This is a genomic window from Streptomyces sp. NPDC090106, assembly GCF_044747265.1.
In the GTDB taxonomy this organism is placed as follows: domain Bacteria; phylum Actinomycetota; class Actinomycetes; order Streptomycetales; family Streptomycetaceae; genus Streptomyces.
The window spans coordinates 302,091-322,391 of the sequence record NZ_JBIVDS010000007.1; the positions used below are offsets into that span (position 1 = coordinate 302,091).

The following is a 20,301-nucleotide window of genomic DNA, read 5'->3' on the forward strand; positions in this document are numbered from 1 at the left end:
CGTCGTTTCCGCTCCATGAGCGGATTCCCCTTTGTCCAGAGATCAGGAGACATCCATGTCCGAATCCTTCGTGCCGCCGGTACCCGTGCTGGAGCCCGCCGCTCAGGCGTTCGTCGAGGCGACGGCGAATCCGCCGTATCTGTTCGATCTGGCTCCGGCGGACGGCCGTAAGGCGGTCGACGAGGTGCAGTCCGGTGAGATCGACAAGCCCGCGGTGGACGAGGAGTGGGTGACGGTCGCCGGTGGCCCGACCGGTAGTGTCCGGGCGCGGATCGTGAAGCCCGCGGGGGCTGTGGGCCCGCTGCCGGTGGTGTTCTACATCCATGGTGCGGGCTGGGTGTTCGGCAACGCGCACACGCATGACCGTCTGGTGCGTGAGCTGGCGGTCGGTGCGGAGGCCGCGGTGGTCTTCCCGGAGTACGACCTGTCGCCCGAGGTCCGGTACCCGGTGGCGATCGAGCAGAACTTCACGGTGGCGCGCTGGGTCGTGGAGCAGGGTGCGGAGCACGGTCTGGACGCGACGCGTATCGCGGTGGCGGGTGACTCGGTGGGCGGCAACATGACCGCGGCGCTGACGTTGATGGCGAAGGAGCGTGGGGGGCTGCCGCTGGTGCAGCAGGTGCTGTTCTACCCGGTGACCGACGCGGCGTTCGACACGGCGTCCTACCACCAGTTCGCCACGGGTTACTTCCTGCGGCGTGACGGCATGCAGTGGTTCTGGGACCAGTACACGACCGACGAGGGCGAGCGCGCGCAGATCACCGCGTCGCCGCTGCGGGCGACCACCGAGCAGCTGACCGGTCTGCCCCCGGCGCTGGTCATCACCGGTGAGGCGGACGTCCTGCGTGACGAGGGCGAGGCGTACGCCAACAAGCTCCGCGAGGCGGGTGTTGCGGTGACCGCGGTGCGGTTCCAGGGGATCATCCACGACTTCGTGATGCTCAACGCCCTGCGCGGGACCCACGCCGCCGAGGCCGCGATCGAACTCGCCGTCCGCACCCTGCACGCGGCCCTGCACAGCGCCTGAACATCCCCGAAGGGATCACGAACATGAGCAAGCCCACGGTCGTCCTGGTCCACGGGGCGTTCGCCGACGCCGCCAGCTGGTCCGGGGTCGTCGAGGAGCTCCAGGCCGCCGGCGTCCCCGTCGTCGCGCCGCCGAACCCGCTGCGCGGTCTCGCCTCCGACGCCGCGTACGTCGCCTCCGTCGCCGCCCAGATCGACGGCCCCGTCGTCCTGGTCGGCCACTCCTACGGCGGCGCGCTGATCACCGTGGCCGGTGCCACGGAGAACGTCGTCGGTCTCGTCTACGTCGCCGCGTACGTCCTGGACGAGAACGAGAGCCTCGGTGAACTCCAGGGCCGCTTCGCCGCCTCGCCCCTGGTGGACAACCTCCGGCAGTGGACGTACCCGACCGCGGACGGCACCCCGGCCACCGAGGTCACCATCGCCGAGGACGCCTTCCCCACGGTGTTCGCCGCCGACGTCGACGGCGACGTCACGAAGGTCCTCGCCGCCTCCCAGCGCCCGCTCGCCCTGGGCGCGTTCAATGAGCGGGCCACCGCCGCCGCCTGGCGCACCAAGCCCTCCTGGGCCGTGATCGCCGGTGCCGACCGGGCCATCAACCCCGAGGTCGAGCGCTTCGGCGCCGAACGCGCCTCGGCGACGGTCGTGGAGATCGACGGCGCCTCGCACGCCGTCGCCGTCTCGCAGCCGAAGGCCGTCGCGCAGGTCGTCCTCGACGCGGTCGACGCCGTCGCCTGACCCGGCCTCCCCGTCCCGGCCGGGCGGAGCACCCGCTCCGCCCGGCCGGGGGCATGCCCGAGAGGAGGGGCGTGACAGCGCCTCGAACCGCCGGTGACGGCGCCCGGCCGCCCGGCGACGTCGTCACCCTGCGCCTCACGGCCGACGTGATGCTCGGCCCCGACGCGCGCGTGGCCGTCCCGGCCGCCTTCGCCTACGACCCCCGTGAGCCCTTCGCGGTCCGCCTCCGGCTGCCGGGGACGGGCGACGAGGAGCACAACGACTGGTACTTCGCCCGCGACCTGCTCCAAGAGGGCCTGCGCCGGCCCGCGGGCGCGGGTGACGTCCTCATCCGCCCCACCCGCCGGCCCACCGGTGGCCAGGACCTCGCCCTGCTGCTCCGCACCGACGAGGGCGCGGCCCTGCTGCACCTGCCCGCCCAGCCCGTACGCGCATGGCTGGTCCGCACCTGGGAGGCGCTCCCTCCGGGCGAGGAAGGCACCCGCCTGGACTGGGACGAGGCGGCCTCCGCCCTCCTGGGCCACCCCTGACCCCCGCCGGTCACCCCCCTGCCAGGGCCCCCCGCCCGACCCCCAGCTCCGCCTCCGCCACCACCCGGGCCATGTCCGCCGTCGGCTCCCGGCGGTGGTCCGCGCTGGTGTTGACGTAGGCGCTCGCGCCGTCGATCGCGACGAGGACGCGGGTCGCCGCCGCCCACGGGTCGGGGCAGGTGAACACGCCGCTCGTGACGCCGGCGGTGATCAGTTCCTCGATGCGGCGGCACCAGAGCAGTTCCTGCGCCACCACGTGGTCCCGCAGCACGCTCCGGTAGCGGGAGAGATGGCGGGCGTTGAGCCACAGGCGGCTGATGTTGTCGAAGTCCGCGCTGGACGTCAGCCCGAAGAACGCGCGGAACGTCTCCAGCGGGCCGCCCGCCCCCTCGCTCCCTGGCTCCGGCAGCAGCGCGTCCAGCTCGGCCATCGTCGCGCTGGTGAACGCCTCCGCGACCAGCTGGTCCGCCGCCGGGAAGTAGTGGCCGACCAGTCCGGGCTGAACGCCCAGCTCGTCGGCGACCCGGCGCAGGGTCACGCACTCCAGGCCCTCGGTGAGGCCGATCCGGGCCGCCGTGCCCACGATCTCGTTACGGCGTTCGGCGGGAGCTTTGCGGACGCGCTTGCCGGAACCTCTTGACGTCATGCGGTGAATGTTATTGAGTACGTGACCAATAAAGCAATTGGTCATGCGCCCAATAAGCGGTCCGGGGCGGAGGCGGCCGGTCACACCCGATGACAGCGCACTCCCACTACCTCCCGGACCACCCCCACGTCCGTCCACAGCGCCCCGCGTGCGGAACCGGACGCCGGGCCGGCGCACCACCGTCAGGAGAACCACGTGGACGACCCGCGCACCGACGCAGGCGAACTCGCCGAATACGGCTACCGGCAGGAGCTCAGACGCACCCTGTCTCCCTGGGCCGTCTTCGCCATCGGCTTCGCCACCATCTCGCCCGTCGTCGGCATCTACGCCGTCGTCCAGCTCGGCTTCGTCTTCTCGGGCCCCGCCTGGATCTGGGCCGTCGTCGTCGCCTTCCTCGGCCAGCTCCTCGTGGCCGTGGTCTACGCCGAACTGTCCTCGCAGTTCCCCGTCACCGGCGGCGTCTACCAGTGGGTACGGCGGCTCGCCGGACCGCGCCTGGGCTGGCTGGTCGGCTGGATCTACCTCGCCGCGGCCGTCGCCTCCCTGACCACCGTCGCCTACCTCGGCGCGACCTGGCTGTGGATGCTCTTCGCGGACGGCGCGCCCTCCGCCGCCGTCCACGTCCTGCTCGGCGTGGTCTTCGTCCTGGTGGCCCTCGCCATCAACCTGCTCGGCGTCAACCCCGTCAAGCACTTCCTCAACGCGGGCATCATCGCCGAGGGCGTCGCCTCCATCGCCGTCAGCCTGATCCTGCTGCTCTTCGCGCACCACAACGGCTTCGGCATCCTCTTCGACACCCTCGGTGCCGAGAACGCCTCGGGCGGCTCGGTGACCGCCGGGTTCCTGACCTGCCTCGCCGTCGCGGGCTGGGCCTTCCTCGGCTTCGACGCGACCACCCAGGTCGCCGAGGAGACAGAGCAGCCCCGGCGCAACGTGCCCCGCGCCCTGCTGCGCGCCTACCTCTTCGTCGCCTTCACCGTCCTGCTGACCGGCCTCGCCGTCACCCTCGCGCTGGCGAAGCCGCAGGACGCCGTGTCCGGCGCGATCGTGGACCCCGTCTTCGAGGCCGTCACCGCCTCGCTCGGCGGCTGGAGCGAGAAGCCGTTCATCGTCGTCGTCCTGATCGCCTTCTTCGCCTGCGCGATCTCCATCCAGACCTACATCGGCCGCGCCGTCTACGCCTTCGCCCGCGACCGGCAGCTGCCGTTCTCCCCGGTCCTCGCGACCGTCGGCCCCCGCCAGATCCCCTACGTCTCGCTCATCGTCACCGCCGTCCTCGCCGCCCTCGGACTGCTGCTCGGACTGAACGGCAACGCGGCGGCCACCCTCATCTCCTTCGGCTCCGGCGGGTTCTACTTCATCTTCCTCACCGTCGCCGTCGTCGCCCTGGTGGCCCGGCTCACCGGCCGCTGGAACCCCGGCGCGGGACAGGTCAGCCTCGGCAGGACCGGCCTCGTCGTCAACGTCCTCGCGGTGGTGTGGCTGCTGTTCGAAGCCGTCAACATCGCCTGGCCGCGCACCGAACTCGCCCCCGTCGGCGGCAGCTGGATCCAGGTCTGGGCCGTCGTCCTGGTCTTCTCGGTCCTCTTCCTCCTGGGCGTCGGCTACGTCGTCGTCGCCAAGCCCCACACCAAGCTCGCCGACTCCGCGACCGCCCCGGGCACCGCGGCGACGGGCCCGACCACCGAAGAGGTGAAGACGTCCTGATGCCGTCGTCCCTGTCTCCCGCCGTCGTCTTCGACCCCGCCACCGGGCTCGACGTCCGCGAGGTCTCCCGCCGGGCCGCCGGACCCGGTGAGGTGGAGATCGAGGTCCGCGCCGCGGGCGTGTGCCACTCCGACCTGCACGTCGTCTCCGGCGACTGGCCCGCCGACCGCCCCCTCGTCCTCGGCCACGAGGCGGCCGGCGTGGTCACCGCCACCGGCCCCGGCGTCACCTCGGTGAGCCCCGGCGACCACGTCGTCCTCTCCTGGTTCGCGCCCTGCCGCCGCTGCCGCCGCTGCGCCGCCGGACAGGCCTGGCTGTGCACCGGCACCCGGGCCGTCGCCAACACCCTGCCCGACGGCACCACCCCGTTCCGCGGCGCCGACGGCGAGGAGATCTGGCCCTACCTCGGCCTCGGCGCGTTCACCGACCGGCTCGTCGTCCCCGAGACCGCCGCCGTCAAGGTGCCCGAGGAACTGCCCTTCTCCATCGGCGCGTTGCTCGGCTGCTCGGTCACCACCGGCGTCGGCGCCGTCGTCAACACCGCCGGCGTACGGCCCGGCGAGTCCGCCGTCGTCATCGGCACCGGCGGCGTCGGCCTCTCCGTGGTGATGGGCCTGCGCCTGGTCGGCGCCGACCCGATCGTCGCCGTCGACCTCTCGCCCGAACGCCTGGCCGTGGCACGGGACTTCGGCGCCACCCACACCTTCGACGGCGCCCGCGACGACGTCGCCGCCTGGTGCCGGGACGAACTCGGCGGCGTGGACTACGCCTTCGAGGCGATCGGCAGCCCCCGGGTCATCGAGACGCTGCCCGGCATGCTCGCCCCCGGCGGCGCCGCCGTCCTGGTCGGCATGGCGGCCACCGGCGCCACCGGCTCCTTCGACCTGTTCGACCTCGCCGACCAGGGCAAACGTATCCTCGGCTGCAACTACGGCTCCAGCGTCGGCGAGATCGACATACCCAAGCTGGCCCGCCTCTACCTCGGCGGCCGGCTGCCCCTGGACGAACTCGTCGGCCGTACCCGCCCGTTGAGCGAGGCCGCCGAGGCCTTCGACGACCTCAGGGCCAACGCCGGGGTACGCACCGTCCTCGAACCCTGATCCGCCCGACCTTCCTTCCCCCCCCGCACCGGAGGCACCATGTACGCCGTCACCGATCCCACCACCGGCGAGGTGGTGGAGGTCTTCCCGACCGCCACCGACACCGAGGTCCGCGCCGCCGTCGACGCCGCCCACGCCGCGGGCGCCTGGGGCCGCACGGGCACGGTGGCCGAACGCGCCGCACTGCTGCGCCGCCTCGGCGACCTGCACGCCGGGCACCGCGACGACCTCGCGGCGAGCATCGTGCGCGAGATGGGCAAACCGCTCGCCGAGGCGGAGGGCGAGGTCGACTTCTGCGTCGACATCTACCACTACTACGCCGACCACGCCGAGGCGTTCCTCGCCGACGAGACGCTCGACGTCACCTCGGGACCCGGCAGCGCCGTGATCCGCCGCGGCCCCGTGGGCGTCCTGCTCGGCATCATGCCGTGGAACTTCCCCGCCTACCAGGTCGCCCGGTTCGCCGCCCCGAACCTCGCCGTCGGCAACACCATCGTCCTCAAGCACGCCCCGCAGTGCCCCGCCACCGCCGCCCTGCTGGAACGCCTCTTCGCCGAGGCGGGCTTCCCGGCCGGCGCGTACGTCAACGTGTACGCGACCAACGAGCAGATCGCCGACGTCATCGCCGACCCCCGGGTCCAGGGCGTCTCCCTCACCGGCTCCGAGCGTGCCGGTGCCGCCGTCGCGGAGATCGCCGGACGGCACCTGAAGAAGGTCGTCCTCGAACTCGGTGGCTCCGACCCGTTCGTCGTGCTCTCCACCGACGACCTCGACGCCGTCGTGGAGTCCGCCGTCGCCGCCCGGCTCGACAACACCGGCCAGGCCTGCAACGCGGCCAAGCGGTTCGTCGTCGTCGACGACCTCTACGACGCGTTCGTCGAGAAGTTCACGGCCCGGCTCCTCGACTCCGCCACCGGCGCCCCGCTCTCCTCGACGGCCGCCGCCGAGAACCTCGCCCGCCAGGTCGAGCAGGCCGTGGCGGAGGGCGCCACCCTGCACGGCGCGGGGGAGCGGCGTGGAGCCTACTTCCCCGTCGGCGTCCTCACCGGGCTCACCCCTCGGCACGCCGCGGCCCGCCAGGAACTCTTCGGCCCCGTCGCCATGGTCTTCCGGGCCGCCGACGAGGACGACGCCGTCGGCATCGCCAACGACACGCCCTACGGCCTCGGTTCCTACGTCTTCACCACCGACCCCGAGCAGGCCGCCCGGGTCGCGGACCGCATCGACGCCGGCATGGTCTTCGTCAACGGCGTGGGCGCTGAGGGCGCCGAGCTGCCCTTCGGCGGCGTGAAGCGCTCCGGCTTCGGCCGGGAACTCGGCCGTCTCGGCATCGAGGAGTTCGTCAACAAGAAGCTCATCCGCACGGTGGGCTGACCCGCCGCGCGCGGCGCGTTCCGGACCTCGGAAGACGGCCCGGAGCGCGCCCCGACGGGGCCGCCGCCGCAACGCCTCGGCGGCGGCGGCCGTTTCGTCGTGCGCGAGGAGCGGCACCATCGACCGGTCCTGCGTCCGGAGAACGTGTGCACCGGACTCCACGCGGTGACCGTCCGGGACGGCCCCTCCTTCCCGAACCGCCTCACCATGTGGCGGGACGGCCGCCCCCTCGCCCCCGGGAGCCCCGGACACGCCAAGACCCTCCTCGGCCAACTCGCCTGGTGGTCACGGCCTCTCGCCGCGGCCCGGGCCGGCGCCCCGTACCCGGCCCCAGCATGAGATCGTTGCCGTTCCGGCCTGCCCGGACCGCCTCGCGGGCGGTGCCGGGATGCCGGATCCGAGGGCGGCGATGACCATGTAGGGGAGGACCGGGCACGATCGGCCGAGCGGAGGGAACCCGATGGCACGGCGGACAGCCGACTCGGAATCCCCGGCAGGTGCCCTGGACATCATGAACGCGACCCGATCGAAGGACGGAAAGAAGCCGGAGGGCTCAGGCCGCGATGTGCACGCGGCCCGCGCCCTGGCCCGGCTCTCCCTGCTGTTCCTGGCCGGAGCGGTCGCCTCGGTCGTCGCCGGTGCCGGACAGTGGCTGGTGCTGCTGCTCGGCCTCGCCGGCCTCGGACTGGCCGGGGCGGGCATCTGGTGGACCCTGGCGCACCGCGGCCCGACACGGTTCCTCGGCGCGCTGGTGGCGCTCGCCGCACCCGTCAGCGTCCTCGTCCTGTACGCCGTGTCCGGCGCGTGGCTCTTCGCCGCCACCGCGCTGGCGGCCTGGGCGGCGGCCCTGGGCTGCGCGCGCAGCGCCCTGCGCCATCTGCGCAAGCCGCACGGCATGCACTCCCGGTCGGCCAAGCCGCCCCGCAGACCGGTCCTGATCATGAACCCGCGCTCGGGCGACGGCAAGGTCGAGCGGTTCGGGCTCGTCGAGCGGGCCGAGGCGCTCGGCGCCCGGGTCATCCTCCTGGACCTCGACAGCGACCCCGACCCCGTGGAACTGGCCCGCCAGGCCGTCGCCGACGGCGCGGACCTGCTCGGCGTCGCCGGGGGCGACGGAACCCAGGCCCTGGTCGCCGGGGTGGCCGTCGAGCACGGCGTCCCCTTCATGGTGCTGTCCGCGGGCACCCGCAACCACTTCGCCATGGACCTCGGCCTGGACCGCGACGACCCGTCCACCGGCCTGGACGCCCTCACCGACGGCGTGGAGCTCCGCGTCGACCTCGGTGACGTCGACGGCCGCCCCTTCGTCAACACCGTCTCCTTCGGCGCGTACGCGGAGATCGTGCAGAGTCCCGAGTACCGCGAGGCCAAGGCCGTCACCGCGCTGGACCATCTGCCCGACCTGCTGGTCGGCGAGGCCGGCGCCCATCTCGTCGCCACCGCCGACGAGGAGCGGCTGCACGCCCCGCAGACCCTCCTCGTCTCCAACAACCCCTACGCCCGCGCCGACCCCCTGGGCGGCGGCCGGCGCCCGCGCCTGGACAGCGGGCGCCTCGGCGTGATCGCCGTCCGCGTGGAGGGCCCGGCCCAGGCCGCCGAGCTCACCCTGCGCGGCGAGCGGGCCAGCAGCGTCACCTCGCTGACGCCCCGCCGCGTGGTCGTGGAGGCCGACGCCCCCGAGATCCCCGTCGCGGTCGACGGAGAGGCACTGATGCTGCCCCAGCCCGTCACCTGCGTCCTGCGGCCCGGCGCCCTGCGGGTCCGCGTCCCCAGACACCGGCCCGGAGCCCCCTACGTCGCCCCGTCCGTGGACTGGCGGCGCATCGTCCGGCTCGCCCTCGCACGAAGGACCATCACCCCCCAGCACCGTCAGGAGCACGACCATGCTTGACCGTCCACGCCGGGCACTGAGCGAACGACAGGGCGTACTGAGCGACCTCGCCACACTCGACCAGGCCCTGTACGAGGCGGTGACGATCACCCGTACACCCGCCCTGGACAGCGCGCTGCGGCGGTTGTCGGCGGCGGCGGACCACTCCAAGATCTCCTTCGCGATCGCCGGACTCCTCGCCCTGCGCCCCGGCAGCACCCGCCGCGCCGCGCTCGCCGGGGTCGCCGCCATCGGCGTCGCCTCGGCCACCGCGAACCTCCTCGGCAAGCGGCTGGTCCGCCGCCCCCGGCCGCACCGCGCGGAGGACTCGCCCTTCCCCGGCCGCCATGTGCCCATGCCCGCGTCGGCGTCCTTCCCCTCCGGGCACACCGCCTCGGCGGTCGCCTTCGCCGCGGCCGTCGGACCCGCCGTCCCGGCCGCCACCCTGCCGCTCGGCCTGCTGGCCTGCGCGGTCGGCTACTCCCGCGTCCACACCGGCGTGCACTATCCCGGGGACGTGATCGCCGGCGCCGTCCTCGGCACGGGGGCCGCGGCGGTCGTCCTGGCGGCCACCCGCTGACCGGGGAGGCCCCACCCGCAGACCGGGGAGACCCCACCCGCCCCGCCCTCCCGCGCCCCGGCCCCTGTCGCCGGGCCGCGCGCCCTCGTACGATGGCACGCATGATCCTCAGCCGACGCCGCCCCGCCGCCCCGCGGTACCGCGCGCTCGTCCCGTCCGGCTGTTGTTGATCCCTCTCGCGTAACCGCCGCGCCCGACCCTCCGGTCGGGCGTGCCGCGCCGTCCCGCGCGCTCCGTGCACCTTCCCGCCCTCAGGGCACTTCCGTGAAAGGGCCGACCCATGCGCATGTCCGAGAACGCCTACGACCGCCGCAGACTCCGCCAATGGCTGGCCGGTGAGGCCCGCGCCGACGGGGTCCCGCGCCGTGACATGCTCCGACTCCTCGCCGCCGCGGGCGGAGCGCTCGCCGTCCCCGCCGGACTCGGCACACCGGCCGCCGCGGCCACGTCCCCCGGCATCGTCAAACCGCTGCCCGAGGACTGGTTCACCGTCCGCGGCACCAACGCCGAGACCCGGTTCGCGTCGCTCGCCGACACCGGCCACCACACCCCGGTGGACCGCTTCTTCGTCCGCAACCACACCTCCACCCCCGTCATCGACGCCGACGACTGGACGCTGACCGTGCACGGCGACGGCCTCGTCCACGCCGACGGCGTCCGCTTCGGCCTCGACGACCTCAAGCGCCTTCCCCCGGTCACCCGCACGGCGTTCGTGGAGTGCGCGGGCAACGGCCGCAGCCTCTTCACCACCCAGCAGGGCCAGACCGTCACCGGCACCGCCTGGACCCTCGGCGCCATCGGCACCGCCCGATGGCGCGGCGCACGCCTCGCCGACGTCCTGCGCCGTGCCGGGCTCTCCCGCTCCGCGGTCGACGTGATGCCGCGCGGCCTCGACCCCGACTACGTGACCGCCGACGGGACCAACCTCGGGCGCGTCCGCCGCCCCCTGCCCCTGTCCAAGGCGCTCGACGACGTGCTGCTCGCCTACGAGATGAACGGCGAACCGCTCCCGTACGACCACGGCCATCCCGTACGGCTCGTCGTCCCCTCCTGGATCGGCATCGCCTCGATCAAGTGGGTCGGTGACATCGAGGTGTCGGCGCAGCCCCTGTACTCGCCCTGGAACACCGACTTCTACCGGCTGTTCGGGGACGCCCATCCGGCCGGCGGCAGCGCCCCGCTGACCCGGCAGACCGTCAAGAGCGCCTGGGAACTGCCCTGGGGCGCGGATCTGGCGGCCGACCGCGCCCACCGGCTCACCGGCCGGTCCTGGTCCGGTGCCGGTGCCGTCGTCCGTGTCGACGTCAGCACCGACGGCGGCACCCGCTGGCACCGGGCCCGGCTCCACGACACCCCGCGCCGCCACGACTGGGTCCGCTGGTCCACCGACTGGCGCCCGCCCGCCCCCGGCGCCCACCACCTGCTGGCCCGCGCCACCGACAGCGCCGGCCGCACCCAGCCCGAGGTGACCGTGCCCAACACCCAGGGGTATCTGTTCGACGCCGTGGTGCGGCATCCGGTGCGCGCCGTCTGAGAACGATGGATCAAGTGGCGTTCCATGTCGGCGGGTTGTCCTTAAGATGGGTGACCTGGTGCGCCGCCGCGCCGGGTCCGCTTCGGGAGTGGGGGAGACGATGGAGTCCGGGAACCGGTTGTCGACACAGATCGATCCGACAGTTCCGACAGCCGCTCGCATGTACGACCACTATCTGGGCGGCAAGGACAACTACGCCGCCGACCGTGCCGCCTGCGAGGAACTCGACAAGGTGGTGCCCAGCACCCGGCCGCTCGCGCTGAACAACCGGCGCTTCCTGCAACGGGTCGTCGGCACGCTGGCCCGGGACTTCGGCATCCGCCAGTTCGTCGACCACGGCTCGGGCCTGCCCACGCAGAACAACGTCCACCAGGTCGCCCAGGCCGTCGACCCCGAGTCACGGGTCGTCTACGCGGACAACGACCCGATGGTCCTGGTGCACGGCCGGGCCCTCCTGGAGCAGGACGAGCGCACCGTCGTCATCCAGGCGGACCTGCGGGACACCGAGGGCATCTTCGGCCACCCGGAGACCCAGCGGCTGATCGACTTCTCCCAGCCGGTCGCCGTGCTGTTCAACTCCGTCTTCCACTGCATCCCCGACAGCGACACCGACGGGCCGCGGGCGGTCGTCCGGCGCGTGACCGAACGGCTCGCGCCCGGCAGCTATCTGGTGATGTGCCAGCTGGTCAGCGAGGACGAGAAGGTCCGGGACTTCGTCACCGACTTCATGGCGCAGGCGACCCAGAACCACTGGGGCCGGGTGCGGCAGGAGAAGGACGTCGCCGCCCTCTTCGAGGGCCTGGAGATCCTGGAGCCCGGGCTGGTGGAGGTCTCCACCTGGCGCCCGGACACCGACGTCGCACCGCGTCAACTCACCCAGGAGTGGATCGAGTTCGGCGGCCTGGGCCGACTCCCCTAGCGGCGGACCGCGCGGTCACCCGGCCCGGTACCGGGTGGCCGCCGTGGAGCGCAGCAGCTCGAGCGACTCGCGCGGGTTCAGGGCCTCGTCGGCCAGCCGGTCCAGGGTCGCCCGGTACTCCTCGGTCTCGTCACGGTCCTCCAGGAACGTGGCACTCCTGATGTGCTCCAGGTAGACGATGTCGGGCAGTTCGAGCCCGCCGAAGCGCAGATACGTGACCGGTATGGCGGGCGCGGACGCGTCGGTCACGTCCAGCGGCACCACCTGGACCGTCACATGGGGCAGTTGGGCCATCGTGACGAGATGGTCGAGCTGCTCCCGCATCACCTCGGCGCCGCCCAGCACCCGCAGCAGCACCGACTCGTCGACGATCGCCCAGAACCGGGGCGCGTCGGGCGACATCAGCAACTGGCTGCGCCGCATGCGCAGTTCGACGCGGCGCTCCACCTCGCGGGCGGGCGCGCCCGGCAGCCCTCGCCGGACCACGGCCTCGGTGTAGGCGGCGGTCTGCAACAGGCCGGGGACGTACTGGATCTCGAAGGTACGGATCGCCTGCGCGGCCTCCTGGAGGCCCACCAGACGGTCGAACCACTCGGGCATGAGCCGCTTGTCGAACCGCTGCCACCAGCCCGGCTCCCCGGCGCGGCGCAGCAGTTGGAGGAGCACGGAGGTCTCGTACTCGGGGACCTCGTAGTGCTGGAGGAGCGCGAGCACGTCGTTCTCGGTGGGTGGGCGGCGCCCCTTGCCGGCCTCGATCCGGGACAGCTTGGCAGGGCTGAACCCCACGGCGCGGGCGACCTGTTCCTGCGGCAGGCCCGCGTCCTCACGCAGGCCGGCGAGCTGGACTCCGACCAGCATCTTCAGCAACGTGGGCGCGGGCTCGGCGCGATTCAGATACGGTTCGAGCCGGGAGACGCGGGGTGACTCGCTGGGCATCCTGACTCCGGGTGGGCAGGCGACGACACCGTGCAGTATGGCACTGTCCGGTCCCTTCGCACATGTGCCGGCCGAAGTGGGGTGTCGTTCCGCGCGTCACACGAAGCGGTCGAACTCGCCGTCCTTGGCGCCGGACAGGAACGCGGCCAGCTCGGCCGGGGTGTAGACGAGCGCCGGCCCGTGCGGGTCACGGGAGTTGCGCAGGGCGATGTCCCCGCCGGGCAGAGCGGCGACCTCCACGCAGTTGCCCTCGGCGTTGCTGTGCCGGCTCTTGACCCAGTCCACGCCGAGCGAACTCGCCCGCACCCCGTTCCGTATAGAGGACACGACGCTCTCCTTGCTCTGCTCCGGTGCATGCAATTTCCCGTGAAATTGCACGAGACTGCTCTCGGGGTGGATAATAGCCCCAGCGCCACCGTTCGCGCTGGTGCTCCGTCCTGACGTCCTTTCAGGGAGCCGCTGTGTCGTTGTCCGCGCACGCACACCCAGCAACCCTGACCCGGCGAGCCGCCACGCTGCGCCTCCCCGGCACCCGTGAAGGGTGCGGTGAGGCAAGGGAGTTCACGCGGCGCACGCTCGGCGAGTGGGAACTGGGCCATCGTCGCGACGACGCGCTCAGCATCGTCTCCGAACTGGTCGCCAACGCCGTGGTTCACGCACGGCCGGACGGTGCAGTACCGGGCCACGAGCCCGACGTGTGGCTCAAGTTGACCCTTCGGGGTGCCCATCTCGTGTGCTCCGTCACCGACTCGGGCAGGGGTCTTCCGGAGTTCGCACGGAACGAGAGCCAGTGGAGCGAGCACGGGCGGGGACTGCGCATCGTCGACGCCCTTGCCGAACACTGGGGTTGGACCCGTCGTGCCTTCATCGGCAAGACGGTGTGGGCGATGTTGCCCACCAGAGCTTGACCCGGGGGATGCGCGACGGCCCGGTACCTCTCCAGGTACCGGGTCGTCGCGTGTCCGGGGCCGGTTCGCGGAGCCGTCAGCCGTGCGAGACGTTCAGCCCGTAGAACGCCACCCGCGCGCCCTTCGTCGTGCTGTCGGACGACGACTGGTTGTAGGAACCCGCCTTGAAGTACTGCTTGTACGGGAAGAACGACGACGGTATCGCGTAGTGAGTGGTGCTGCCGTTGACCGTGAGGTCGATGGTGTTCCCGCCGGAGACGGCGATGGTGTAGCTCCAGGTCTTGCCGACCGCCACATGCCCCACGGTGTGCAGGGTCTGGCCGCCCGCGGGCGAGTTCTCCGTGCCGACGACGATGTCGCCGTTCGCCCGGTAGTACAGCTCGACCAGGGGCTTCGTCGAACTGCCGCCGGAGCCCAGGTGGATCTGTCCCACGCAGACGTTGGAGGTCACCGACACCACCCGCAGCGTGGCGCTGAGCCGGTGGCTGCCGCCGAGGGGCCAGTCGGCCGCGCTGCCGTTGCGGTTCATCTCGCGCAACTCGGAACGGGCGTATTTCGAGTTGGGGGTGGTCACCCCCTTCTCCGGCGCCCAGAACGTCATCGCGCCGTCCCGGGTGTCCGTGTAGAAGTACGTGTCCTGGAAGCCGTTCGCCCCCTGGAGCCGGGACGAGGAGACGGTGGTCGGCTTGCCGGGCGAGCCCACCGGCTCCTGCAACTGCCAGACCGACAGATCGAAGTTGCCGCCGGGGGCGACGTCCGGGTCGGCCGCCCCGGCGCTGGACGCGCCGAGGAGGGTCACTGCGGTGGCGGTGACCGCTACGGTCACCGTCGCGAGCACTCCGGTACGGATCATCGTGCCGTCCTTCGTGATGTGGGGGAGGACAGAGGGGTGCGGCCGGAGGCCACCCGATCCCACGAATTCACCTACGTGAACGATGAGTTCGTCCGTGAACTCCGGTGTGTCGCGACGGTAAAGGTATGAACCAACTCGGTCAAGGGGTCGCGCACCCGGCGCGACCCCTTGACCGTTCTCAGGGCGTTCTCCTTCAAGGCGTTCTGCTTGAGGTGCTCTACCTCAGGCGCTCTACCTCAGGCGTTCTACTTCAGGGCGTCCGCGAACAGCGGGACGACGTTGTCGATCGCGTACCCCACGGACAGCACCGTGTTGGTGGCGAAGGCGCTGCTGAGGCTCTTGTCGTCGAAGACGACCGAGTGACCGGCCTTCACCGCGGGCAGCGACTTGAACAGCGGGTCGCCGGAGATCTTCGTCGCCTCGATGCCGATCGGCGCCATCACGACCAGATCGGCGTCGAGCATCTCCAGGTTCTCCTCGGAGACCTGCACGGAGAACCCGGTGCCCGCCTCGGCGTCCACCTTAGGGTTGTTGACGAAGCCCAGCGACTGGGCGAAGTTCACCCGGTCCGTGCCCTTCACGTACGCGCCCCAGCCGCTGGAGGTGCGCGAACCGATCGTGATCGTCTTGTCCTTGAACTCCGGGTGGGCCTTCGCGGCGGCGGCGAACTTGTCGTCGTTCTCGCCGATCAGCTTCTCGCCCTCGTCCAAGACGCCCAGCGCCTGGGCGATCATCGTGGTCTGCTTCTCCCACCCCGTCTTGTACTGGTCGCCGCCCTCGGGCACGCCGATGGTCGGGGCGATCTTGCTGAGGGTGTCGTAACGGGTCTGGTCCCCGGAGGACTTGACGTCCAGGATCAGGTCGGGCTTGAGCGCCGCGATCTTCTCGTACTCCGGCTCCAGGGTGCCGATCTTCTCCGGGCTCTTCTTGTACAGGCCCTTCGCCCACGGGCCGACGCCGTCGCCGCCGAAGGCCAGCCAGTCGCTGGCGCCGACCGGCTGCACGCCGAGCGCGAGCGCCGTCTCCGCGTCACCCCAGCCGAGCGCCACCACACGCTTGGGCTGTGCGTCCACGGTGACGGTGCCGAACTTGGTCGCGACCTTCGCGGGGAAGGCGTCCGACCCGGACGACGTGGACGAGCCGGACGCCGAGGACTCGGTGGTGGTGAAACCGCACGCGGTGAGCGTGCCGAGCATCGTCACGAGCAGGGCGCCGGTCAGCGCGCGCAGCGGTCCGCGGGCACGCCGGACGGAGGGGAGCGGGGACATGGTGACTCTTTCTCTGGGGGGTGTGCCGTCAGAGGGACGGCGAGACGTGGTGGCGGCCGAGCGGAACGACCATGGGTGTACCGGACGCCGGGTCCGCGATGACCGCCGAACGCAGTCCGAAGACCTCACGCACGAGGTCCTCGGTGACGATGTCGCCGGGAGACCCCTCGGCGACGATCCGCCCCGCTTTCATCGCGACCAGGTGATCGGCGTAGCGGCAGGCGAGGTTGAGGTCGTGCAGGACCAGGGCGAGGGTGACGCCCCGGGCACGGTTGAGGTCGGTGAGGAGGTCCAGGACCTCCAACTGGTGGGTGATGTCCAGGTAGGTGGTCGGCTCGTCCAGGAGCAGGACGCCGGTCTCCTGGGCCAGCGCCATCGCGATCCACACGCGCTGCCGCTGGCCGCCGGACAGTTCGTCGACCGAGCGGTCCGCCAGGTCGAGGACGTCCGTGGCGAGCATCGCCGCCGCCACGGCCTCGTCGTCGGCCCGGGTCCACTGACGGAACCAGCCCTGGTGCGGGTAGCGGCCCCGGCCGACCAGATCGGCGACCACGATCGCGTCGGGCGCCACCGGCGACTGCGGCAGCACGCCGAGCGCGGCGGCCACCTCACGGGTCGGCGTCCGGTGGATGTCGCGTCCGTCGAGCAGCACGGAACCGGAGGTGGGCGGCAGCAGCCGGGCCAGCGCCCGCAACAGGGTCGACTTGCCGCAGGCGTTGGGGCCCACGACGACCGTGATCCGGCCGGGCGGCAGCGTCAGGTCGAGACGGGAGACGATCTCGCGCTCTCCGTAGCCGAGGCTGAGTTCTCTGGCCTCCAGCGTGTGCGGTGAGGTCAACGGGGTCTCCTTGTCGAAGCCGGGGTGGCCGGATGTCTCGTGGACGCGGCGGGGCGCGGGGAGTGGCTGCGGCACCGCGTCAACCGCCCTGTCCCACGCGGTTGGCGCGGGCCAGCAGCCACAGCAGATACGGCGCGCCGATCACGCTGGTGACGATGCCCACCGGCAGCTGGGTCCCCGGCAGGGCGTGCTGGGCCACGATGTCGGCCAGCCCCACCAGGGCCGCACCGGTGAGCGCGGCGGGCAGCAGGGCCGCGCCGTGGCCCGGCAGCAGGCGCCGGGCCACGGGCGCGCTGACGAACGCCACGAAGCCGACCGGACCGGCCGCCGCCGTCGCCACGCCCGCGAGGGCGGTGCCGCAGGCCAGCAGCGCGAGCCGGTCCCGCTCCACCCGCGAACCGAGTCCCGCGGCGGTACCGTCGCCCAGTTGCAGCGCGGGCAGCGTCCTGGACACGGCGAACGTGAGCGGCAGCAGCACGGCGGCGGCGCCCACCAGCGGCCACAGATGCGGCCAGGAGCGGCCGTTGAGGCTTCCCGCCAGCCAGACGAACGCGCTCTGCGCCTCCGTCACCTCCGACCGGGTCATCAGATACGACACGATGCTCGTGAGCCCGGTGCCGACACCCACGCCGATCAGCACGAGCCGCTGCCCGTTCACCCCGCGCCGCCACGCCAGCAGATAGATGCCCGCACCCGCGAGCAGCGCTCCCGCCAGCGCCGTGGCCGACAGACCGAGGCCGCTGACGCCGAGGACCAGGGAGGCGAGGACGGCGGCGGCAGCGGCGCCGGAGCTGACGCCGATGACGTCCGGGCTGGCCAGCGGGTTGCGCAGCAGGGACTGGAAGACCGCGCCCGACAGGCCGAAGCAGCAGCCGACCAGGAGGGCGAGCAGGGCGCGCGGCAGGCGCAGTTCCATGACGACGAAGCGGGTCCCGGCGTCGCCGCCGCCCAGCAGGGTCGCCCAGACGTCGCCCACGGGCAGCGCGATGTCACCCGTGCACAGGGACACCGTCAGAGTGGCCAGGACGACGAGCAGCAGGGTGAGACAGACGGTGCCGAAGCGGGTCCGGCGCCGTCTGCGCAGCCGTGCGAGCCCTTCGGCGGCGGTGAGGGGCGCCTTCTCGGCGCTCACCGCGTTCACAGCGCGGACCGCGTGGAGCGGCGGACGAGGAGGATGAACGGCACACAGCCGACCGCCGCGGTCACCACTCCGACCTGGATCTCACCGGGGCGCGCCACGATCCGTCCGACGACGTCGGCGAGGAGCAGCAGCGTCGGGGCGATCAGGGCGCTGTAGGGCAGCATCCAGCGATGGTCGGGGCCGGTGATCATGCGGGCGACGTGCGGTACGGCGAGCCCGACGAATCCGAGCGGTCCGGCCACGGCGGTGGCGGCCCCGCACAGCAGCACCACGCTCAGGGCGCCCAGCGCCCGGGTGACACCGAGCCGCTGGCCGAGCCCGCGCGCCACGTCGTCGCCGAGCGCGAGTCCGTTCAGGCGCGGCCCGAGGAAGTGGGCGAGCAGGGCGCCGGCCGCGACGAACGGCAGCGCCTGGCGCAGGACATCGATGTCACGGCCGCCCAGCGAACCCACCTGCCAGAACCGGAACTGGTCGAAGGTGCCGCTGTCCATGAGGAGCAGGGCGCTGGTCACCGAGCCGAGCGCCGCCGTGGTGGCCGCGCCCGCGAGGGCCAGCTTCACCGGGGTGGCGCCCTCGCGTCCGATGCTGCCGACGCCGTACACGAGGACGGCGGCGAGGCAGGCGCCGAGGAAGCCGAACCAGATGTACTGGTCCGGTGCGGTCAGGGAGAACACGCTGATGGCGAGGACGACGAAGACCGCGGCACCCGCGTTGACGCCGAGCAGGCCCGGGTCGGCGAGCGGATTGCGGGTGAGCCCCTGGATCACGGTGCCGGCGAGGCCGAGCGCGATGCCCACCAGGACGCCCGCGAGCGTGCGGGGCAGCCGTACCTCCTGGATGACGAGCTGGCCGCGGACCGAGCGGTCGGGGCCGAACACGCCGTGGACGACGTCACCGAGGGCGACATGACCCGAGCCGACGAGCAGGCTCAGGGCGGCGGAACCGAGCAGCAGCACGGCGAGCAGCAGGAGTCCTGCGGAGAGCGCCGCGGGTCTGCGGCGGGCGGTTCCCGTGGCGACGGTCACGAGTGGGCCTGGCGACAGGGCACGGGGGCGGAACGGGGCGCGGGCATGACGGTTCCTAGGAGATGGAGGGCTACCTCCGGTGTGATTAGGTGAGGCTAAGCTAACACTTGCTGGTCATCGCCTGTGAACGCAGTCCGGTGGCGTACCTACTCCGGGAGTTCGGCTTGTCCCACACGGTGGCTTTGAAGTCGGTCGAAGAATTGCGAGAACTGCTGGGCGAACCGCACCCGGTGGTCATCGACAAGGTGCACGACCAACTGACCGACGCGGACCAGGACATGCTCGCCCGCTCGCCGTTCTGTCTGCTCGCCACCTCCGACGCGCGGGGCGGCTGCGACGTCTCGCCGCGCGGCGACGGACCGGGCTTCACCCATGTGCTCGGCCCTTCGACGCTGGCGCTGCCGGACCGGCCGGGCAACCGGCGCGCCGACAGCTTCCACAACATCCTGGAGAACCCGCACGCGGGCCTGCTCTATCTGATCCCGGGCAGCAAGGAGGTCCTGCGCGTCAACGGACGGGCGACGATCCTCACCGACGCCCCGTTCTTCGACGACATGGCCCAGAACGGCAAACGCCCCCTGCTCGCCCTGCTGCTGGAGATCGACGAGATCTTCCTGCACTGCCCGCAGTCCCTGCGCCGCTCGGGACTGTGGGACCCCGCCTCCTGGGCCGCGCGGTAGCGCCCGAGCGCGAGGACACCTGCGCCCGTCCCGGATGCCGATGCCGGGACGGGCGCAGGTCTGTACGGCCGCGGTCCGGCTGGTGGCCGGCCCTGGTGCGGCGCGGGGGTCAGGCCGCTTCGGGGTCCTCCGGAGCGAGCAGTACCGCCGCCCCCGTGCGGTGCGCGACCGCGTCGCTCACCCGGGGGTTGAACAACGCCTCGACCGAACCCCGGTGATGCGGGGTCAGGACGATGAGGTCGGCACCGAACGCCTCGGCGGCCTCGGTGATGGACTCCGCCACCTCGGTGGTCAGCCCACGCGTGAGACCGCCCTCCGCCTTGACGCCCTTCTCGGCGAGGACCGCGAGGGCCTCGTCCAGGACGGCCTTGCCCTCGGCGTCGTCCTCCAGGGGGACGACGGCGGCGAGGGACACGGCGGAGGCGATGACGTGCAGGACCCGCACCTCGGCACCGGTCAGACGGGCCAGGTCGCCCGCCAGACGTACGGCGGAGAGCCGGGCGGGGCCGGGATCGACGGCGATGAGGATGCGCTGGAACACGGACACTCTTCATTCCCCTTCCGGGGAGACGGAGGACCCTCTGGGTCGGGCTCCTCCGCTCTCCACCCTTCGATCCTCTCACCGGCA

Annotated in this window: 22 protein-coding genes; 13 read left to right on the plus strand and 9 right to left on the minus strand. The window is 72.4% G+C overall.

Features of this window, described 5'->3' with window-relative positions; genetic code table 11:
- Positions 1-55 precede the first annotated feature (55 nt).
- From ACIPSE_RS24040 to ACIPSE_RS24050, 3 genes are all read left to right on the plus strand, one after another.
- Positions 56-1,027, plus strand: coding sequence for an alpha/beta hydrolase (locus tag ACIPSE_RS24040; protein ID WP_401665499.1), 972 nt, complete (start codon positions 56-58; stop codon positions 1,025-1,027).
- Positions 1,028-1,050: 23 nt separating this feature from the next.
- Entirely contained in the window at positions 1,051-1,764 is a 714-nt protein-coding gene (locus tag ACIPSE_RS24045) for an alpha/beta fold hydrolase (protein ID WP_401665502.1), read from the plus strand.
- A gap of 71 nt (positions 1,765-1,835) precedes the next feature.
- Positions 1,836-2,294: an SsgA family sporulation/cell division regulator gene (locus ACIPSE_RS24050; RefSeq protein WP_401665505.1), complete on the plus strand. Its 459-nt coding sequence runs from the start codon at positions 1,836-1,838 to the stop codon at positions 2,292-2,294.
- A 10-nt stretch (positions 2,295-2,304) separates the two neighbouring features.
- Here the strand turns inward: ACIPSE_RS24050 and ACIPSE_RS24055 are convergent, their stop codons facing one another.
- Entirely contained in the window at positions 2,305-2,940 is a 636-nt protein-coding gene (locus ACIPSE_RS24055; RefSeq protein ID WP_401665508.1) for a TetR/AcrR family transcriptional regulator, read from the minus strand.
- 195 nt (positions 2,941-3,135) lie between these two features.
- On the opposite strand from ACIPSE_RS24055, the gene ACIPSE_RS24060 reads away from it, so the two are divergent.
- From ACIPSE_RS24060 to ACIPSE_RS24095, 8 genes are all read left to right on the plus strand, one after another.
- Positions 3,136-4,647: an APC family permease gene (locus ACIPSE_RS24060; RefSeq protein WP_401665511.1), complete on the plus strand. Its 1,512-nt coding sequence runs from the start codon at positions 3,136-3,138 to the stop codon at positions 4,645-4,647.
- Positions 4,647-5,747: an alcohol dehydrogenase catalytic domain-containing protein gene (locus tag ACIPSE_RS24065; RefSeq protein ID WP_401665514.1), complete on the plus strand. Its 1,101-nt coding sequence runs from the start codon at positions 4,647-4,649 to the stop codon at positions 5,745-5,747. The genes ACIPSE_RS24060 and ACIPSE_RS24065 overlap by 1 nt, the downstream gene beginning before the upstream one ends.
- Before the next feature lie 39 nt (positions 5,748-5,786).
- Entirely contained in the window at positions 5,787-7,121 is a 1,335-nt protein-coding gene (locus ACIPSE_RS24070; protein ID WP_401665517.1) for an NAD-dependent succinate-semialdehyde dehydrogenase, read from the plus strand.
- Between the two features lie 99 nt (positions 7,122-7,220).
- Entirely contained in the window at positions 7,221-7,460 is a 240-nt protein-coding gene (locus tag ACIPSE_RS24075) for a hypothetical protein (protein ID WP_401665520.1), read from the plus strand.
- A 172-nt stretch (positions 7,461-7,632) separates the two neighbouring features.
- On the plus strand, positions 7,633-9,012 hold the full coding sequence (locus tag ACIPSE_RS24080) for a diacylglycerol/lipid kinase family protein (protein WP_401665523.1): 1,380 nt from the start codon (positions 7,633-7,635) through the stop codon (positions 9,010-9,012).
- The gene (locus tag ACIPSE_RS24085) at positions 9,005-9,571 is read left to right on the plus strand and encodes a phosphatase PAP2 family protein (RefSeq protein ID WP_401665526.1); all 567 of its coding nucleotides are present in this window, start codon (positions 9,005-9,007) and stop codon (positions 9,569-9,571) included. Before ACIPSE_RS24080 ends, ACIPSE_RS24085 begins: the two co-directional genes overlap by 8 nt.
- Before the next feature lie 280 nt (positions 9,572-9,851).
- Positions 9,852-11,105: a sulfite oxidase gene (locus ACIPSE_RS24090; RefSeq protein ID WP_401665529.1), complete on the plus strand. Its 1,254-nt coding sequence runs from the start codon at positions 9,852-9,854 to the stop codon at positions 11,103-11,105.
- Between the two features lie 100 nt (positions 11,106-11,205).
- Positions 11,206-12,024, plus strand: coding sequence for an SAM-dependent methyltransferase (locus ACIPSE_RS24095; protein WP_401665532.1), 819 nt, complete (start codon positions 11,206-11,208; stop codon positions 12,022-12,024).
- Between the two features lie 15 nt (positions 12,025-12,039).
- Here ACIPSE_RS24095 and ACIPSE_RS24100 read toward each other — a convergent pair whose 3' ends face one another.
- On the minus strand, positions 12,040-12,960 hold the full coding sequence (locus ACIPSE_RS24100; protein ID WP_401665535.1) for a helix-turn-helix domain-containing protein: 921 nt from the start codon (positions 12,958-12,960) through the stop codon (positions 12,040-12,042).
- A gap of 96 nt (positions 12,961-13,056) precedes the next feature.
- Positions 13,057-13,278: a DUF397 domain-containing protein gene (locus ACIPSE_RS24105; protein WP_401666076.1), complete on the minus strand. Its 222-nt coding sequence runs from the start codon at positions 13,276-13,278 to the stop codon at positions 13,057-13,059.
- Between the two features lie 143 nt (positions 13,279-13,421).
- On the opposite strand from ACIPSE_RS24105, the gene ACIPSE_RS24110 reads away from it, so the two are divergent.
- Positions 13,422-13,868 carry an ATP-binding protein gene (locus ACIPSE_RS24110; protein ID WP_401665538.1) on the plus strand — a complete coding sequence of 149 codons (447 nt, stop codon included), beginning with the start codon at positions 13,422-13,424 and terminating at the stop codon, positions 13,866-13,868.
- Positions 13,869-13,944: 76 nt separating this feature from the next.
- Here ACIPSE_RS24110 and ACIPSE_RS24115 read toward each other — a convergent pair whose 3' ends face one another.
- The 5 genes from ACIPSE_RS24115 to ACIPSE_RS24135 all read right to left on the minus strand — a co-directional run bounded on the left by ACIPSE_RS24115 (position 13,945) and on the right by ACIPSE_RS24135 (position 19,011).
- The gene (locus ACIPSE_RS24115; RefSeq protein WP_401665541.1) at positions 13,945-14,721 is read right to left on the minus strand and encodes a polysaccharide lyase family 7 protein; all 777 of its coding nucleotides are present in this window, start codon (positions 14,719-14,721) and stop codon (positions 13,945-13,947) included.
- Between the two features lie 245 nt (positions 14,722-14,966).
- Positions 14,967-15,989 (minus strand): iron-siderophore ABC transporter substrate-binding protein, encoded by a 1,023-nt coding sequence (locus tag ACIPSE_RS24120; RefSeq protein WP_401665544.1) that lies wholly within the window; start codon positions 15,987-15,989, stop codon positions 14,967-14,969.
- Between the two features lie 28 nt (positions 15,990-16,017).
- A complete protein-coding gene (locus ACIPSE_RS24125; RefSeq protein ID WP_401666078.1) occupies positions 16,018-16,827 on the minus strand; it encodes an ABC transporter ATP-binding protein in 810 nt (269 codons plus the stop codon).
- Between the two features lie 79 nt (positions 16,828-16,906).
- Positions 16,907-17,968: a FecCD family ABC transporter permease gene (locus ACIPSE_RS24130; RefSeq protein WP_401665547.1), complete on the minus strand. Its 1,062-nt coding sequence runs from the start codon at positions 17,966-17,968 to the stop codon at positions 16,907-16,909.
- Positions 17,965-19,011: a FecCD family ABC transporter permease gene (locus ACIPSE_RS24135; protein ID WP_401666080.1), complete on the minus strand. Its 1,047-nt coding sequence runs from the start codon at positions 19,009-19,011 to the stop codon at positions 17,965-17,967. Before ACIPSE_RS24135 ends, ACIPSE_RS24130 begins: the two co-directional genes overlap by 4 nt.
- Positions 19,012-19,157: 146 nt before the next feature.
- Here ACIPSE_RS24135 and ACIPSE_RS24140 point away from each other — a divergent pair, with 146 nt between their 5' ends.
- Positions 19,158-19,673 (plus strand): MSMEG_1061 family FMN-dependent PPOX-type flavoprotein, encoded by a 516-nt coding sequence (locus ACIPSE_RS24140; protein ID WP_401665550.1) that lies wholly within the window; start codon positions 19,158-19,160, stop codon positions 19,671-19,673.
- Positions 19,674-19,782: 109 nt separating this feature from the next.
- Here the strand turns inward: ACIPSE_RS24140 and ACIPSE_RS24145 are convergent, their stop codons facing one another.
- A complete protein-coding gene (locus ACIPSE_RS24145) occupies positions 19,783-20,220 on the minus strand; it encodes a universal stress protein (protein WP_401665553.1) in 438 nt (145 codons plus the stop codon).
- Between the last annotated feature and the right edge of the window lie 81 nt (positions 20,221-20,301).